Source organism: Acidobacteriota bacterium (genome assembly GCA_030774055.1).
Classification (GTDB): Bacteria; Acidobacteriota; Terriglobia; order Terriglobales; family Acidobacteriaceae; genus JACPNR01.
The window spans coordinates 1-14,618 of the sequence record JALYLW010000041.1 but is presented as its reverse complement, the minus strand read 5'-3'; the positions used below and the strand labels follow the sequence as shown (position 1 = coordinate 14,618).

Below are 14,618 nucleotides of genomic sequence, written 5' to 3'. Positions count from 1 at the left end.
GCGGCGGTCAAACCTTCGAGGGCAGAATTAATCGTCTATTCATAATCGCCGGTCGTCGAAGCAGGGGGATAGAAGTGGTGGGCCCGCCAGGATTCGAACCTGGGACCAAGGGATTATGAGTCCCCTGCTCTAACCAGCTGAGCTACAGGCCCGCCCCAGCAAGTATAAGATGGCGGGCGCCATGCGCACCGCGGATGTGGTGATCGTCGGCGGCGGGATCGTGGGAGCGAGTATCGCGTACCACCTGGTTGCCGCCGGATGCCGCGACGTGCTCATCCTCGAGCGCGAGACGGCGCAGGGCAAAGGCTCGACTGGCAAGAGCATGGGCGGAGTGCGCGCGCAGTTCTCCACGCCGGTGAACATCCGGATGTCGTTGTACTCGATCCCGTTCTATGCGGATTTCGAGGAGCGCGTTGGCCACCCTTCTGGATACCGCGCGCAGGGATATCTATTCCTCGCGACGAGCGCGAAGCACCTCGAATACCTGGAGCGGAATCAGGCCACGCAGAAAGCGCTCGGGCTGAAGCAGGCGCGGATGGTCAGCGCGGAAGATGTCCGCGAGCTGTATCCCCAGCTCAGGACCGACGACGTGCTCGGTGGCGCGTTCTGCCCCACGGACGGCTTCGTCGATCCCTACAGCGCGATGGTCGGCTTCACGCAGTGGGCGCTGGAACGCGGCGCGCACATCCAGCGCAGCACGGAAGTCACCGGCATCGCCGTTGTCAATGACGGCGTCGAAGCCTGCCGCGTGAGTGGGGTGAGGATAGCCGTGGGGACATCACAAGAAACCATCTCGACTTCGGTCGTGGTGAACGCCGCGGGCCCATGGGCGGCAGGCGTGGCGAAGCTCGCGGGAGCGGCGCTGCCGGTCGAGCCGTTGCGCCGGATGCTTGTCCCCACCGAGCCATTCGACGGATTCCCACACTCCGCGCCGATGATCATCGATATGTCCACCGGTTTCCACTTCCGTCCGGAAGCGCGCGGATTCCTGCTGGCCTGGAACGATCCTGAAGAGACATTCGGTTTTCGCACCGACTACGAACCGGCGTTCACGGAGAAGATACTCACGCGCGCGGCTGAGCGCGTGCCGTGTTTCGCCGACGTGCCGGTGAATCCGAAACGCGCGTGGGCAGGACTGTACGAGATCACGCCCGACCACCATTCCATCCTCGGCGAATCGGACGAAGTGAAGGGACTGTTCTTCGCCAACGGGTTCTCCGGGCACGGCGTGATGCACGCGCCGGCGACGGGGAAGATCGTCAGCGACCTCATCCTGCATGGGACCACGGAGCTCATCGACGCGCGCGTGCTCCGGCCGGGACGCTTCGCCGCGGGCGAAATGATCCACGAGACCGCGGTGCTGTGAGCACTGCGGATGGCGCGTTTTGGCGTGAGCGTCGTCCTTCCGGAAACTAGGTCTCTACAGACCAGTAATGCGGCGCCACATCCTTGAGACTGAAGATGCATCACTCTTCACCGGCGCAAGCCTGCGGAGGTTGAGGAGCCGCCGGACTGGTCCGGCAGGAGGAACCATGAACAAGATGAAGACGATCCTGCTGGCAATGGCCACGGTCGGGATACTCAGTGGCTTGGCGATCGCGCAGAATAATGGCGATTACCGCGACAACCAGGGCAATGGCAACTACAGCGGCAACCATCGCGACTCAGACAACTACGCCTGGGGACAAAACCGCAATACTGACGCGCGCGAATATGGCTTTCACAACGGCTACCGCGATGGCTTCAATCAGGGCCGCATGAACCGTGCGAACAATAACAATCGCAACGGCAACAACGGTAACGGCGACTACAACAGCGGTAACTACGGCAACGGGACCTACAACAACGGCAACAACGGCAACTACAACAATGGCAACGGCAACTATGACCGTCGCAACGAAACCGGAGCCTACCAGAGCGCGATGGGTCCGCGTGGCCAGTACAAGCAGGGCTACCGCGAGGGCTTCCGCAGCGGATACAGCGACGCCCGCAACGGCCGCCGCACGCAGTACGGTTACGTATACGGACAGAACGGACAGCGCACGCCTTGGGATCCGGATGGCGATGGGCGTCCGGGAGTCACCATCAACAACGGCGGTTACAACGGCGGCTACAACAACGGGAACTGGACCACCGGCGGCCGCGGCAATGGCAACGCCGCTCGCTTCGGCTCGCAGGATGGACAGCAGGCCGGACAGAGCGATCGCCAGAGCAACCACTCTTCGCGTGCGACCGAGTGGGCGTCGTATCGTGATGCCGACCATGGCTTGTCTTCGTCGTCTGGCTACAGCAGCTCCGACCAGTACAAGCAGGAGTATCGGCAGGCGTTCGTGAGCCAATACAACCAGGCTTTCGGGTATCGCCGCTAAGCATCGCAGTGCCTCTCTCCCCCACGCTTTGGGCGTGGGGATTTTTTCGCCCTTCGCAACAACGCAGCCGGGTTCTTCACCGTGCATCACGGAGTGGGCTCGGAAGACTGGAGCGCGGACGGCTTCGCGCGGCGGTGATCCGAGTGGAGGCTCGCTTGACTTCGCTGCTCGCCTGCTAGACGATGCCACCTCCCTCTCATGTTTAGCGGCGCGAAAAAGCTCATCGTCGGGATCATCCTGCTCGTGCTGGCTTCGAGCGCGCTATTGCTCTCCGACCTCCACCATCGCAAGCGTGGTGGTCCGGCGACGGTGAACGGACATCTCACCCGCAAGTGGAAGCTCTACCTCATCCAGTACAACGACGTGCTCGACGTGAAGGACTCCGAAGAGGGTGTGCTTGAAGGCCTGCGCGAGAGTGGGCTCAAGGAAGGCACCGAGTACGAGGCTAAGGTCCTGAACGCACAAGGCGACATGGCGACCGTCAGCGCGCTGATCGATTCGGCGACCACCGGTGGCGCTGACATGATCATCACGTTCTCCACGCCGACCTTGCAGGCTGCCATCCGCCGGGCCGAAAAGGTGCCCATCGTCTTTACTTATGTTGCCAGCGCGATCGTCGCCGGAGCAGGCAAGAGCGACACCGACCACCTGCCCAACGTCACCGGCGTCACCCTGGGCGCCGCATATGACCCGATGATGGCGCTGCTGCGCCGCGACTTCCCGCAGGTCCGCCGCGTGGGCACTCTCTTCGTTCCTTCCGAAACGAATTCCGTCTATCACCGCCGACTGCTCGAGCAAGCGGCGGAAAGGAACGGCATGCAGGTCGTCGCCCTGCCGGCCTCGACCGCGACCGAGGTGCCGGATGCCGCGGCCGCGCTCGCCGGCCGCGACCTCGACGCCATCGTGCAGATCCCCGGAAACCTCACCGCCTCGGCGTTCACCAGCATCGCGTACGCGGCGCAGCGCGCCCGCATGCCGGTCTTCGCTTTTCAAAAGCAACAGGCGCTCGACGGCGCGCTCGTGGTGCTCGGCCGCGATTACCGTGATGCCGGCCACGCCGCCGGCCTCATGGCTGCCCGCGTCATGCGCGGCGAGGATCCTGCCCGCATGCCGTTCGTCGAATACGACAAGACGCAGATCATCGTGAACCTCAAGTCGGCGCGCGCCCTCGGCGTCACCTTCTCGCCCGAGCTGCTCAAGTCGGCGAAGCAGGTGATCCGGTGAGTTCCGGCATGGAAGTCGTTCGCGAGCGGCGCGAGGGCTTCCTCGAAGTCCGCATCAAGGGCCGTCTCGACAACTACTGGTCCGAACTCCTGGCCGAGCAGCTCGAGCAGATGTTGCAGGAAGGCGCGCACGACCTGCGCCTCGACCTCACCGAGGTGAACTACCTCAGCTCCGCCGGCATCGGCCTGCTCGTACGCTTCCGCCGGCGACTGGAGACCATCAACGGGACGCTCATCATCATTCGCGCCTCCGACCGGGTGCGCAGCGTGCTCAAGCTCGTCGCTCTCGAGGCCATGTTCTTCTCCGCTCCTGGCGCGTCGGCGACCGCGCCCGCCGCCGGCCGGGCGTTCGAGCGCGAGGGCGTTACCTACGAACACTTCGCCCTCGACCCTGCCGGCGGCCTCGTTTGCACGGGCGCCGGCGATCCGGCGCCGCTGTTTGATGGCGTCTACCGTTCGGCACAGCCCCTCAAATTTCCCGTTGCAAGTTTCGGACTCGGCCTTGGCGCCTTCGGCGATAGTTTCGGCGATTGCCAGCCGCGCTTCGGCGAATTCCTCGCCGCGGCGGGTGCAGCCGCACAGTCGCCAACTGCCGACTCGGAGCGGCCCGACTACGTCCTCGGCTCGGGCTCGCTCGTGCCCGAGTTACAGGTCCTTTACGCCCTGCGCTACGAAGGCGCGTTCGCTCATCTGCTGCGGTTCGACGCCGCGCGCGACACGCGCTCGACCTCCCTCAGCCGGGTGGTCGCCACTGCCCGCGAGATCGCCTCGGGCGGTGCCCTCGGGTTCGTCATGGTCGCGGAGGCCGCCGGCCTGGTCGGCGCCACGCTGCGGCGCTCGCCCACCGAGCCCGGCGACCGCTTCCATCATCCCGAAGTCCGCGAGTGGCTTTCGTTCTCCACCGAGCGCGTCCATGCCATGACGACCGCGCTCGTTGTCGGCGTGCTCAGCCCGCAACCCGCGCCGGCGCTGCTTCCGTTCCTGCGTCCCTTTGCACCTGATGCCACCCTGCTCGGCCACTTCCACGCCGCCGTCTTCCACTACCGCCCCGTGCAGCTGGGTAAGGTCGATCTGCACGAGACCGTTGCCTCGCTCTTCCAGCCCGGCGCGCTGCTTTCGGTGCTGCATCTGCTCGCGGACACGCGTCCGATCTCGGGCGCGGGCGAAAGCGAGTTCCGCCGCGGCGCCTGCTGGTTTGCTCCATTGACGTTTTCTCCGATGACGTTTGCTCCATCGCCGCCTGCTCCATCGCCGTCTACGTCCGCGCCGCGCCGCGCGGAGGATCGCGCATGACGCTTCTGCTTAGCGCCTGGACCATCGGCGCCATCCTTGGCTTGCTCGGCCTCGGCGTCTACGTGAGCTACCGCATCTTCCGTTTCGCGGACATCACCACCGACGGCTCGGTCACGCTCGGCGCCGCTGTCGCCGCGACCTTGATCGTCCGCAATGTCCATCCCGCGCTCGCGACTCTGGCCGCTGTCGGCGCCGGCATGCTCGCTGGCACCACGACCGGGCTGCTGCACACGCGCTTCCGCATCAACCAACTCCTCTCCGGCATCCTGGTGATGACGGCCCTCTATTCCATCAACCTGCACGTGATGGGGAAAAGCAACATCCCGCTGCTCAGCGCGCACACCCTCACCAGTTCCGCCGAGCAGGCCGGGGTCCGTCTGCTCGGTCGCGACACCGTGGATCTGCTCGGCTGGCAAGTACCCACGCGCGACCTTGCTTCGCTGGTGTTCTCACTCGGCGTCGTCGCGCTCGTCGGACTGGGGCTCTATCTTTTTCTTCGCACCGACCTGGGCGCCGCGATGCGCGCCACCGGTGACAACGACCGCATGATCCGCGCGCTCGGAGTTGACGTCGGCAACATGACGGTGCTCGGTCTCGCCGTCGCCAATGGCCTGGTCGCGCTCTCCGGCGCGCTGCTCGCGCAGTATCAGGGATTCGCCGACGTGCAGATGGGCATCGGCATGGTCGTCTGGGGACTGGCCAGCGTGATCATCGGCCAGGCGCTCACCGGTTCAGACTCGCTCGGGCTGGCCATCGCCGGCACCGCCATCGGCTCCGTCCTCTTCCGCTTGATGATCGCGATCGCGCTGCGCTGGGGACTCGATCCCAACGACCTCAAGCTGGTCACCGCCGTGTTCGTCTTCGTCGCGCTGGTCGCGCCCGGACTCGCGCGCCGGCTGCGCCCTGGGTTGCGGAAAAAGACGGCGAGGTCCACCCATGCTTGAAGCCCGCGGCATCTCGAAGACCTTCTTCGCCGGCACGCCCACCGAGGTACGCGCGCTACAGGCAATCGATCTCACCATCGCCGAAGGCTCGTTCGTCACGGTGATCGGCACGAACGGCTCGGGGAAATCCACGCTCCTCAATGCCGTCGCCGGCGCTTTCCAACTCGATTCCGGCAGCATCGGGCTCGATGGCGCCGACGTAACCCTCTGGCCCGAACACCGGCGTGCGCGCTTCATCGGCCGCGTCTTCCAAGACCCTTTCGCGGGCACCGCGCCCGGCATGACCGTCGCGGAGAACCTCGCGCTCGCGATGCGCCGCGGTCTCTCTCGCCGTCTCGCTTGGGCGCTGCGTCCTTCGATCCGGCGCGGACTGCGCGACCGCATCGCCCGACTCGGTATGGGCCTCGAAGACCGTCTCGAGAATCCGATGGGCACGCTCTCCGGCGGACAGCGCCAGGCGCTGACCTTGCTGATGGCGACCTGGTTGCGGCCGAAACTCCTGTTGCTCGACGAACACACCGCCGCGCTCGATCCCAAGAGCGCCGACCAGGTCATCGCGCTCACCGAAGAGATCGTCACGCGCGAGCGTCTGACCACGATGATGGTCACCCACTCCATGCACCAGGCCGCAGCCTTCGGCGACCGTCTCATCATGATGTACCAGGGGACTGTGCGCTACGATCACTCCGGTACCGAAAAGCGCCGCCTGCGCGCCGAAGACTTGATCGCGCGCTTCGAAGAGATCCGCCGCGCCGAACAGCTCGATCCCGCCGCCGCCGAGCTGCTGCGCACGGTTTACGTGTAGCTGTTTACGCCTAGCTGTTTACGTCTAGCCCTTCTGTCGTTCCGCGCTCAAGTCCACGCCCAACTGCTCGGCCTTCTTATATAGGTGCGAGCGCTCGAGGCCGAGCGCTTTCGCCGTGCTGGTCACGTTGAAGTGATTGCGTTTGAGCTCGGCGAGGATGACCTCGCGCTCGAACTGCATCACGCGCTCGTGTAACGCGCCGCTGCCCAGTGAGACGCCCGCTGTTCCTGCACCGCTCGCCCCAGGGATAGAAGACTGTGGCAGCACTGACAGCGCATCCGCTCCGGTGATCTCGCTGCTGCTCGCAAGCAGCATCAAACGCTCGATCACGTTGCGCAGCTCCCGCACATTCCCCGGCCACGGGTAATCCTTCAACGCGGCGATAGCTTCGGCCGAGAATGTTGTTGGCTTCCATCCGTTGGATTGGCTGAGCTGCGCCGCAAAGTGTTGCACCAGCGCGGCGAGGTCGCCGCGACGCTCGCGCAGCGGCGGCAGGGTGATGGGGAAGACGAAGATGCGGTGGAAAAGATCTTGCCGGAACTGGCCGGCGCGGACCAGCTCTTCCAGGTTGCGATGCGTCGCGACGATCACGCGGACGTCCACCGGCACCGGCTTCTCGCCGCCGATGCGCTCGATCTCGCGCTCTTCCAGCACGCGCAGCAGCTTGGCCTGCATCGCCAGCGGCATGTCGCCGATCTCATCGAGGAAGAGCGTGCCGTGCTGTGCCTGCTCGAATTTTCCGACGTGCCTGCCGGCAGCGCCGGTAAATGAGCCCTTTTCGTGGCCAAAGAGCTCGCTCTCGATCAGCTCCGCCGGAACGGCGGCGCAGTTCACCGCGATGAACGGTCCACTCGCGCGCAACGATCGCTGGTGCAGCGCCAGCATCAAGCCATCACGCGCGCCGATCTCGATGCGGTCGTTGCGGACGAGCTGATGCTTCAGCACACGCTCGCCATTCACGTAAGTGCCGTGCTTGGAGCCCAGGTCCACGAGGAAGTGCGCGCCCTGCTCGAGCACGATCTCCGCATGCGCGCGCGAGACGCGCGTATCGGGAAGCATGAGGTCGTTGTCGGACTTGCGTCCGATGCGGAAGGGGCTATGGTCGAGCACCAGCGAGCGCCGGTCGGTGCCATCTAGCAGCATCAGCACCGGCTGCAGCTCGGTGGTCGCGGTGGTGTGCAGCGTAGGAATGCGCGATGGTCCAGTGGCGGACATTGGACATTGGGCCGTGTTTTAAGTCACGGATGGACGCCAGAGCCTATCCTGCGATGGCCGCCGATTGCAATAGCGGCGCGGGTGCCCGGCGAGCAAGAAAAAGGGCCCGCCCCGAAGGGCAGGCTGGGGCCCGGGAAACCGCTTAGAACGTGAACTTTACGGCTATCTGGATATTCCTCGGCCCGCCGCCTCCCAGGAACGGATTGCCGATGCCGACGTCGGGAGTGGCCACGGGATTCAAGAAACCAGTTCCGGTGAGAAATCCCTGCGTCGCACTCACTGTCGGCACGAAGGCCGACCCGTTATTAAAGAAGTCGACGGCAAAGTTCGGGAGCGTGGGATTGGTGAAGTTGGGGTGATTGAACAGGTTGAAGACGTCGGCACGGATCTGCATGGTCACCCGCTCGCCGAGCTTCGTGTTTTTGACGATGGAGTAGTCGAAGTTCTTGAACGACGGGCCCATGTACGCGTTGCGCCGGAGGTTGCCAAAGTGCTGCGAGCCCGGCACACAGCCGCCGTCGCCGCCGTTGAGTGTGGTATCCCACAGACAAGGCGCAGCGAATGCCCCGAGGTTTACCAGGTTGAAGCTGTTTGTCCCCGTCAGAGCCCCGGACGCGATCACATCTGGACGGCCGAAGTACTCGCCGCTGCCGTTGAAGTCATCTTCAAACTGATAGGTCAAGTTGTAGGGCTGGCCGTCCATCAGGGTGAGCACGCCATCCATCTCCCATCCGGAGAGCAGCCACGGCATGGTGGAGCTCTTGGGAAATTCGTAAGTCCAGTTCCAGGAGAAGCGGTTGCGGGTGTCGAAGTTCGAATTCGCGCGCTCGAACTGCGGCGTGTAACTATTGTCCGGCTGCGTGGCTTGCGCCACGAAGTCCTGGCCGTCGGAGGCGTTGTCGATGGAGTGCGACCAGGTGTAGTTCACGACCGAGGAGAGGCCGTGCCAGGACTTGATGCGGAAAGAAGCCTGCAACGCGTCGTAGGTAGAACTGGCCGACGACTCGAAGTTGTTGATGTACTCGAACCCCGCCGCGCCGAAGGGTGAACCCAGTTCCGCCGCGCCCGGGAAGCACGTTCCCGGCGTGAACATCCCATAGATCGCGGGGTTCACGCACTGGTTGATGTCGCGATAGCGGAAGAGCTTGCGTCCCGCCGAGCCGACGTAGCTGACCTGCACCGCGGCATGCGCCCCAAGTTGCTGCTCGATGTTCAAGTTGTAGTTCTGGATGTAGGGCGTGCGGATGCCCTGGTCCACGGTAAAGACGTCGGCGGCGCTGAACGAAGTGGGATCGAATACCGGCACGCCGGGCGTGAGCGGACCCGATGGCGAGAAGCTGAACAACGTTGGATTCGGACCCACGCCGTTGTATGCCGGCCCCGGATTGAAGGTGTTGAAGGGCAGTTGCCCGATGAAGAAGTCCTGCGAGAAGGCGTCGTAGAACATGCCCCAGCCGCCGCGGACCACCGTTTTGCCTGAGCCGAACACGTCCCACGCAAAGCTCACGCGCGGACCGAAATTGGTCCAGTCTTTCGGGTACAGCTGGTCGGTGAGCACCGGTCCCGGCAGGGTGGGATCGAAGTTGCTGAACTGGCCCTCGCCCTCGCTGATCACGCCGAAGTAATCCCAGCGCAGTCCGTAGTTTACGGTGAAGCGGGGGAACACCTTCCAGCTGTCTTGCAGGTAGAGGCCAAAGTTATTCTGCGCGGTGTTGCGCAGCGAGGTGCCGGAGAACGGTGTAAGCGGGGTCCCCGACGCCACCGTCGTCGCCTGGCGTCCGCCCGAAGGCATGCCAGCGAGGAAGCCGAAGAAGTCGTCGAAGTTGAGCCTGGCGCGGAAGCCGGAGTCGAAGAACTGCTTCACCGTGGTGCGCCGGTATTCTCCGCCCCACTTCCAGTTGTGCCGGCCGGTGGAGTAGGAGAAGTTGGTGAACAACTGCCAGTTGCGGTCCACGCGGCCGCGCGGCACGCTGGTGGTCGCTCCGATGGGGGAGACGTCGCCGAAGGTCAGCAGCGGAAGCCCGAAATCCTGCGCCGGCACGCCCGTCTCGAGGCCGAGGCTCGCGGGATCGAGCGTCGAATCCTGAGGGAAGAAGTCTTCGTCGAAGCTGTTCCAGCCAAAACGGTTTTCCATCAGCAGGCGCGGCGAGAAGATGTGGGTATACGAGACTGAGATCACGTGCACGTCCGTAGGCGTAACCGTGTTGTAGCCCGGGATGCCCGAGCCGCCCACCAGCGCGAGCGGGAAACTCTGCTTGCTGGTGCCGTAGAAGTAGCGGCCGGTCAGCACATCAGACCTTCCCACGTGCTGATCCACCTTGAAGATCAAGCTGTGCAGCGTGTTCGTGGAAGTGTTGGACTGCTGTACCGAGCTCGGCCCGCACGGCGAATCGCCGGTCGCGGGCAGCGCCTGTCCCCAGGGGTTCAGGTCGAGAATGTTCTGCGCGACCGTGTTCACCGGCGCCCCGAAGCAGGTGATCATCTCTTCCGTCGGGATGGTGCTCAGCGTGGGGATGCCGATGATCTCGTTCTGTGCTTCGTAAGCGAGAAAGAAGAACGTCTTATCCTTGACGAGGGGGCCGCCGAGGGAGCCACCGTACTGATTGTTGTGGAACTTATCCTGGGGTTGGTCTTTGGTGTTGAAAAAGTTACGCGCGTCGAGCCCGTTGTTGCGGAAGTATTCGAAGACCGAGCCGTGCCAGCTGTTGGTGCCTGACTTGGTCACGATGTTGACGATGGCGCCGGAATTGCGTCCGTACTCGGCTTCGGTGGAACTCATGATGCTGAGTTCGGCGATGGCATCCACCGGAAGCAGCGTGGCTGGCGTGCCGAAGACGCCTGCCTCGTTGATGGCGGAGTCGTTGCGGTAGCCGTCGTTCATGTCAGTGCCGTCGAGCAGGTAATTGTTCGACCGTCCGCGGTTGCCGTTGACGCTGAACTGGCCGAAGGCCCCGGGAGAATCAGAGACGCCGCTGGCGTCCGCGGTCGAGCCGGGGACGAGCGTCAGCAGCTTGATGAAGTCGCGGCCGTTCACGGGAAGCTGCTCGGCTTGTTGCGCGTCGATCGTGCCGCCCATGATGTTAGACGTGGTCTCGACCAGCGGCGCATCGGCGGTGACCTCGATGGCTTGGCTCACTTCGCCGGGGGAGAGCTGGGCGTTCACCCGCGGCGCATTCGCCACGCTCACTTGCACACCTTTGATCGTCTGCGTCTTGAAGCCCGCCTTCGTGATGGTGACGGTGTACTCGCCCAGCGGCAGCTCGGGCAGGTTGTAGTCGCCGCCCGAATCCGTGACCGTGGTGCGCTCGAGACCGGTATCGCGTTGCGTCGCTTTCACGTCGGCGCCCGAAACGGATGCGCCGGTCGAATCGGTCACCGTTCCGGTGATCTCACCACGGAACGTCTGCGCCATCGCGAAGCCCACACCCAGCACCACGATGACAAGAACGCCAAGCCGCTTCTTCATCGTCGTTCTCCTGAACTGCGATTAGGCCCGAGATATAACGACTGCCGGTTTGTTGGGCGGATTATACGCCGCACCTCTGCCGGGAGCGACTGCGCAGCGGTACAATCCCCAGCCATGTCAGCCTTGCCGCAGGTCGCTCCGCTGCCTACCCAGGACGAGAAGTCACTGGCGATGATCACCTACATCCTCTCCATCTTTGCCGGCTGGCTGGCGCCCCTCATCATCTGGCTGGTGAAGCGGGAGTCGAAGTTCGTCTCCTTCCACGCGCTGCAAATCCTGTTCTGGCACGGCATCTATCTGCTGCTCACCATCGTGGGCGTCATATTTTTTATGGTCAGCGTCTTCGCGACGGTCACGGCGGGGGGAAGGCACGCGGCTGGCCCGCCAGCGGCCTTCTTCCTGATGTTCCCGCTGTTCTGGGGAGGCTGGCTCATCAACCTGGTCATCGGGATCGTCTTTGCCATCAAGGCGAAGAACGGCGAGTGGACGCGCCTGCCGATCGTGGGCAACTGGGCGCGGCGCGCCGCCGGCTTGGCGGCTGATTAAGCGTTCCCTAACATGACCCGCACTTGCTCCGGCGTCTTCCCCGCGGCGCGCAGCGCGCGAAGGCTGAGCGCGTCGTCGCGTTTCGCCAGGCGGGTCCCGCGCTCGTCCGTCATCAGCGGCGCGTGTGCCCACGCGGGCGCCGCGACCTCGAGCGCCCTATATAGAAGAAGCTGGCGCGCAGTGCTCTTCAGCAGATCGGCGCCGCGGACGACCTCCGTGATGCACATCGCGGCGTCGTCGGCGACGCAGGCGAGCTGGTAGGCGGGCACGTCGTCGCGCCGCCAGACGAGGAAATCGCCGAAGTCGCGTCCGGCAACATATCGCTGCGGTCCGGCAAGCGCGTCGTCGAAGCGAATGATCTCGCCATCGGGAACGCGGAAGCGCCAGCTCACGCCCGCCGGCGAAGGAAAGTCGTGAGCATCCCAGCTCTTGCCGCGACACCTCCCCGGATACGGGGTCTCTTCGGCATCGTCATGCGGGGCCTGCGCCGCTTGTGCCAGATCTTTGCGCGAGCAACTGCACGGATAAATAACGCCGGCGCCCGCGTCGCGCAGCTCGCGCCACGCTTCGAGGTAGACCTCGCGCCGCTCGCTTTGCGAATACGGTCCGTAGGGGCCACCACCTCGTTGCGCATCGACGTCCGGGCCTTCCTGCCACTCGAGGCCAAGCCAGCGCAGGTCTTCATACATCGCGGCGACGAACTCGGGGCGCGACCGTTGCTGGTCGAGGTCCTCATTACGAAACGCCAACCCACCGCCGGCGGCGCGAGCGCGCTGCTGCGCCATCCAGAAGGTTCGCGCATGACCGAGGTGCAGGTATCCGGTGGGCGAAGGCGCCAGCCGGCCGCGGTAGCTCGCTGCCGATCGCATCGTGTCAAGATTGTAGCGGGCGGCATTGCGGCCCTTCGTCGCAACGATTAAACTCGGTCGTCTATGGCCCGGGTCCAGCGCAGCTTCCTTATTCTCCTATCCTCCCTTGTCTTATCCTGCGGTCTCTCCTTCGCTCCGGCATCGGCTACCGCTGCTCCAGCCAGCCCGCAGGAATCATTGCTCACCGACATGCAAAGTGAGCTCATGCGTGCCTCGAAAGAGCTCGCCAAGGCCGACCCGGCGCCCTACTACCTGAGTTATTCCGTCGCCGATCAAGACACCACCGTGGTCGCCGGCGCCAACGGCGCGATCGTCACTTCGGTGCAGTCGCACGCGCGCCGCGTGGACGTGATCACGCGCATCGGATCTCCCGCGCTCGACAATACCCACGGAGAGTTGCGGACCGCTGCCGTAGTCTCCGGCACGCTGCCGTTGAACCAGGATCACGCCGCCATCGCCCGCACGCTCTGGGACCTCACCAATCGCGGGTATCGCCAGTCGGTCAGCGCTTACATGCGCGCCAAGACTTCGAGTGACGTGCGCGCGGCCGAAGAAGACGACTCGCCCGACTTCTCCAAGCAAGCGCCCCAGACGCACGTGGACGTTGCCGCGCTGCTCCCCGCCAGCGAATCGCTATGGCGCGAGCGCGTGCGCAAAATGGCCGCCCACTTCCGCGCTCATCCCGAAGTGGAGACCTCGGGAGTGGTCGTGGTGATCCAGAACGAGGACCATTACTTCGTCACCACCGAAGGCACGCGCCTGCTCACGCCCGTCCGCATGGCGCGGCTGTTCGTTTTCGCATCCATGCGCGCCGAAGACGGCATGGACCTCACGCGCATGGAGAGCTTCCAGTCTTCCGATCCCGAAAAACTGCCGGGGGAGACGCAGATCGCGCCCCAGATCGCCAAGATGATCGCCGACCTGAAGGCGCTGAAAGCTTCGCCCATCGCCGAGCCGTTCGCCGGGCCGGCGCTGCTCTCCGGACGCGCCGCCGCCGTGCTCACCCATGAAGTGCTGGGACATCGCCTGGAAGGCCAGCGCCAGCGCGGCGACGATGAAGGGCAGACCTTCACCAAGAAGATCAATCAGGCTGTGCTGCCGCAGTTCATCAGCGTGGTCGACGATCCCACGCGCAAGACCTTTGGCGCCACCGACCTCTCCGGTTTCTATCAGTTCGACGACGAAGGCACGCCCGCGCAGGCAGTCAAGCTCATCGATGACGGAGTATTACGGAACTTTCTGCTCTCGCGCATGCCGGTAAAAGGATTTCAAACCTCGAACGGACACGGCCGCGGCGAGGCGGGCCGCGTTCCCGTGGGTCGCCAGGGAAATCTCATCGTCTCTTCCACCAAATCGGTGCCCGAGGGCGAGTTGCGCCAGCAACTCATCGCCGAGGTGAAGCGCCAAGGCAAGCCCTACGGACTCTATTTCGACGACATCCAGGGCGGTTTCACGGTGACCTCGCGACAGGCGCCGCAAGCCTTCCAGGTGCTGCCCATCATGGTATGGCGCGTCTATCCCGATGGCCGTCCGGACGAGCTGGTCCGCGGCGTCGATCTCGTCGGCACGCCGCTGGCGGCCTTCGCCCACATCATCTCGGTGGGCGACACCGAGCACGTGTTCAACGGCATCTGCGGTGCTGAGAGTGGCAGCGTCCCCGTGGCCGCGATCGCGCCCGCCATGTTGTTCTCGGAATTCGAGACGCAGCGCCGCGCGCAATCGCACCAGCGTCCGCCTATCCTGCCGCCACCCACTGCGGCAGATATCGCCGGAGGTGTGCGATGAGACCGAGAGCGATGAAACGGTGGCCGATGAAACGCTTGCTCGCAGCTCTCGCCGTCTTTGCGTTCTTTGCTGTGCTCCTCGGCACTACCGCGGCGCAGCAGTC

Annotated in this window: 11 protein-coding genes and 1 tRNA gene; 8 read left to right on the top strand and 4 right to left on the bottom strand. The window is 64.4% G+C overall.

The annotated features are described in order from the left end of the window. Positions 1-75: 75 nt before the first annotated feature. Positions 76-152 (bottom strand) — tRNA-Ile (locus M3P27_03470). Positions 153-181: 29 nt separating this feature from the next. On the opposite strand from M3P27_03470, the gene M3P27_03465 reads away from it, so the two are divergent. The 6 genes from M3P27_03465 to M3P27_03440 all read left to right on the top strand — a co-directional run bounded on the left by M3P27_03465 (position 182) and on the right by M3P27_03440 (position 6,634). Then, positions 182-1,366: an FAD-binding oxidoreductase gene (locus M3P27_03465; protein ID MDP9267368.1), complete on the top strand. Its 1,185-nt coding sequence runs from the start codon at positions 182-184 to the stop codon at positions 1,364-1,366. A gap of 166 nt (positions 1,367-1,532) precedes the next feature. After that, positions 1,533-2,369 (top strand): hypothetical protein, encoded by an 837-nt coding sequence (locus M3P27_03460; protein ID MDP9267367.1) that lies wholly within the window; start codon positions 1,533-1,535, stop codon positions 2,367-2,369. A 198-nt stretch (positions 2,370-2,567) separates the two neighbouring features. After that, on the top strand, positions 2,568-3,593 hold the full coding sequence (locus M3P27_03455) for an ABC transporter substrate-binding protein (GenBank protein MDP9267366.1): 1,026 nt from the start codon (positions 2,568-2,570) through the stop codon (positions 3,591-3,593). Continuing rightward, positions 3,590-4,885 carry an STAS domain-containing protein gene (locus M3P27_03450; GenBank protein ID MDP9267365.1) on the top strand — a complete coding sequence of 432 codons (1,296 nt, stop codon included), beginning with the start codon at positions 3,590-3,592 and terminating at the stop codon, positions 4,883-4,885. Before M3P27_03455 ends, M3P27_03450 begins: the two co-directional genes overlap by 4 nt. Further along, complete coding sequence (locus M3P27_03445) at positions 4,882-5,829, top strand: ABC transporter permease (protein MDP9267364.1); 948 nt, start codon at positions 4,882-4,884, stop codon at positions 5,827-5,829. Before M3P27_03450 ends, M3P27_03445 begins: the two co-directional genes overlap by 4 nt. Beyond that, the gene (locus M3P27_03440; protein MDP9267363.1) at positions 5,822-6,634 is read left to right on the top strand and encodes an ATP-binding cassette domain-containing protein; all 813 of its coding nucleotides are present in this window, start codon (positions 5,822-5,824) and stop codon (positions 6,632-6,634) included. The genes M3P27_03445 and M3P27_03440 overlap by 8 nt, the downstream gene beginning before the upstream one ends. A 24-nt stretch (positions 6,635-6,658) precedes the next feature. Here the strand turns inward: M3P27_03440 and M3P27_03435 are convergent, their stop codons facing one another. Beyond that, entirely contained in the window at positions 6,659-7,849 is a 1,191-nt protein-coding gene (locus tag M3P27_03435) for a sigma 54-interacting transcriptional regulator (protein ID MDP9267362.1), read from the bottom strand. Positions 7,850-7,991: 142 nt separating this feature from the next. Then, positions 7,992-11,315: a TonB-dependent receptor gene (locus tag M3P27_03430; GenBank protein MDP9267361.1), complete on the bottom strand. Its 3,324-nt coding sequence runs from the start codon at positions 11,313-11,315 to the stop codon at positions 7,992-7,994. A 114-nt stretch (positions 11,316-11,429) separates the two neighbouring features. On the opposite strand from M3P27_03430, the gene M3P27_03425 reads away from it, so the two are divergent. Further along, positions 11,430-11,861, top strand: a complete 432-nt coding sequence (locus M3P27_03425) for a DUF4870 domain-containing protein (protein ID MDP9267360.1) — start codon at positions 11,430-11,432, stop codon at positions 11,859-11,861. Here the strand turns inward: M3P27_03425 and gluQRS are convergent. Then, positions 11,858-12,730, bottom strand: coding sequence for a tRNA glutamyl-Q(34) synthetase GluQRS (gluQRS, locus tag M3P27_03420; GenBank protein ID MDP9267359.1), 873 nt, complete (start codon positions 12,728-12,730; stop codon positions 11,858-11,860). The genes M3P27_03425 and gluQRS overlap by 4 nt on opposite strands. A gap of 189 nt (positions 12,731-12,919) precedes the next feature. Between gluQRS and M3P27_03415 the strand changes: the two genes are divergently transcribed. Then, positions 12,920-14,515, top strand: coding sequence for a metallopeptidase TldD-related protein (locus M3P27_03415; protein ID MDP9267358.1), 1,596 nt, complete (start codon positions 12,920-12,922; stop codon positions 14,513-14,515). The last annotated feature ends 103 nt before the right edge of the window (positions 14,516-14,618 follow it).

What these genes read in the sequence shown, in the direction of transcription:
- M3P27_03440 (MDP9267363.1), top strand. Translation starts at nt 5,822, where the DNA reads ATGCTTGAAGCCCGCGGCATCTCGAAGACCTTCTTCGCCGGCACGCCC.
- M3P27_03445 (MDP9267364.1), top strand. Translation starts at nt 4,882, where the DNA reads ATGACGCTTCTGCTTAGCGCCTGGACCATCGGCGCCATCCTTGGCTTG.
- M3P27_03430 (MDP9267361.1), bottom strand. Translation starts at nt 11,315, where the DNA reads ATGAAGAAGCGGCTTGGCGTTCTTGTCATCGTGGTGCTGGGTGTGGGC.
- gluQRS (MDP9267359.1), bottom strand. Translation starts at nt 12,730, where the DNA reads ATGCGATCGGCAGCGAGCTACCGCGGCCGGCTGGCGCCTTCGCCCACC.
- M3P27_03455 (MDP9267366.1), top strand. Translation starts at nt 2,568, where the DNA reads ATGTTTAGCGGCGCGAAAAAGCTCATCGTCGGGATCATCCTGCTCGTG.
- M3P27_03425 (MDP9267360.1), top strand. Translation starts at nt 11,430, where the DNA reads ATGTCAGCCTTGCCGCAGGTCGCTCCGCTGCCTACCCAGGACGAGAAG.
- M3P27_03435 (MDP9267362.1), bottom strand. Translation starts at nt 7,849, where the DNA reads ATGTCCGCCACTGGACCATCGCGCATTCCTACGCTGCACACCACCGCG.
- M3P27_03465 (MDP9267368.1), top strand. Translation starts at nt 182, where the DNA reads ATGCGCACCGCGGATGTGGTGATCGTCGGCGGCGGGATCGTGGGAGCG.
- M3P27_03415 (MDP9267358.1), top strand. Translation starts at nt 12,920, where the DNA reads ATGCAAAGTGAGCTCATGCGTGCCTCGAAAGAGCTCGCCAAGGCCGAC.
- M3P27_03460 (MDP9267367.1), top strand. Translation starts at nt 1,533, where the DNA reads ATGAACAAGATGAAGACGATCCTGCTGGCAATGGCCACGGTCGGGATA.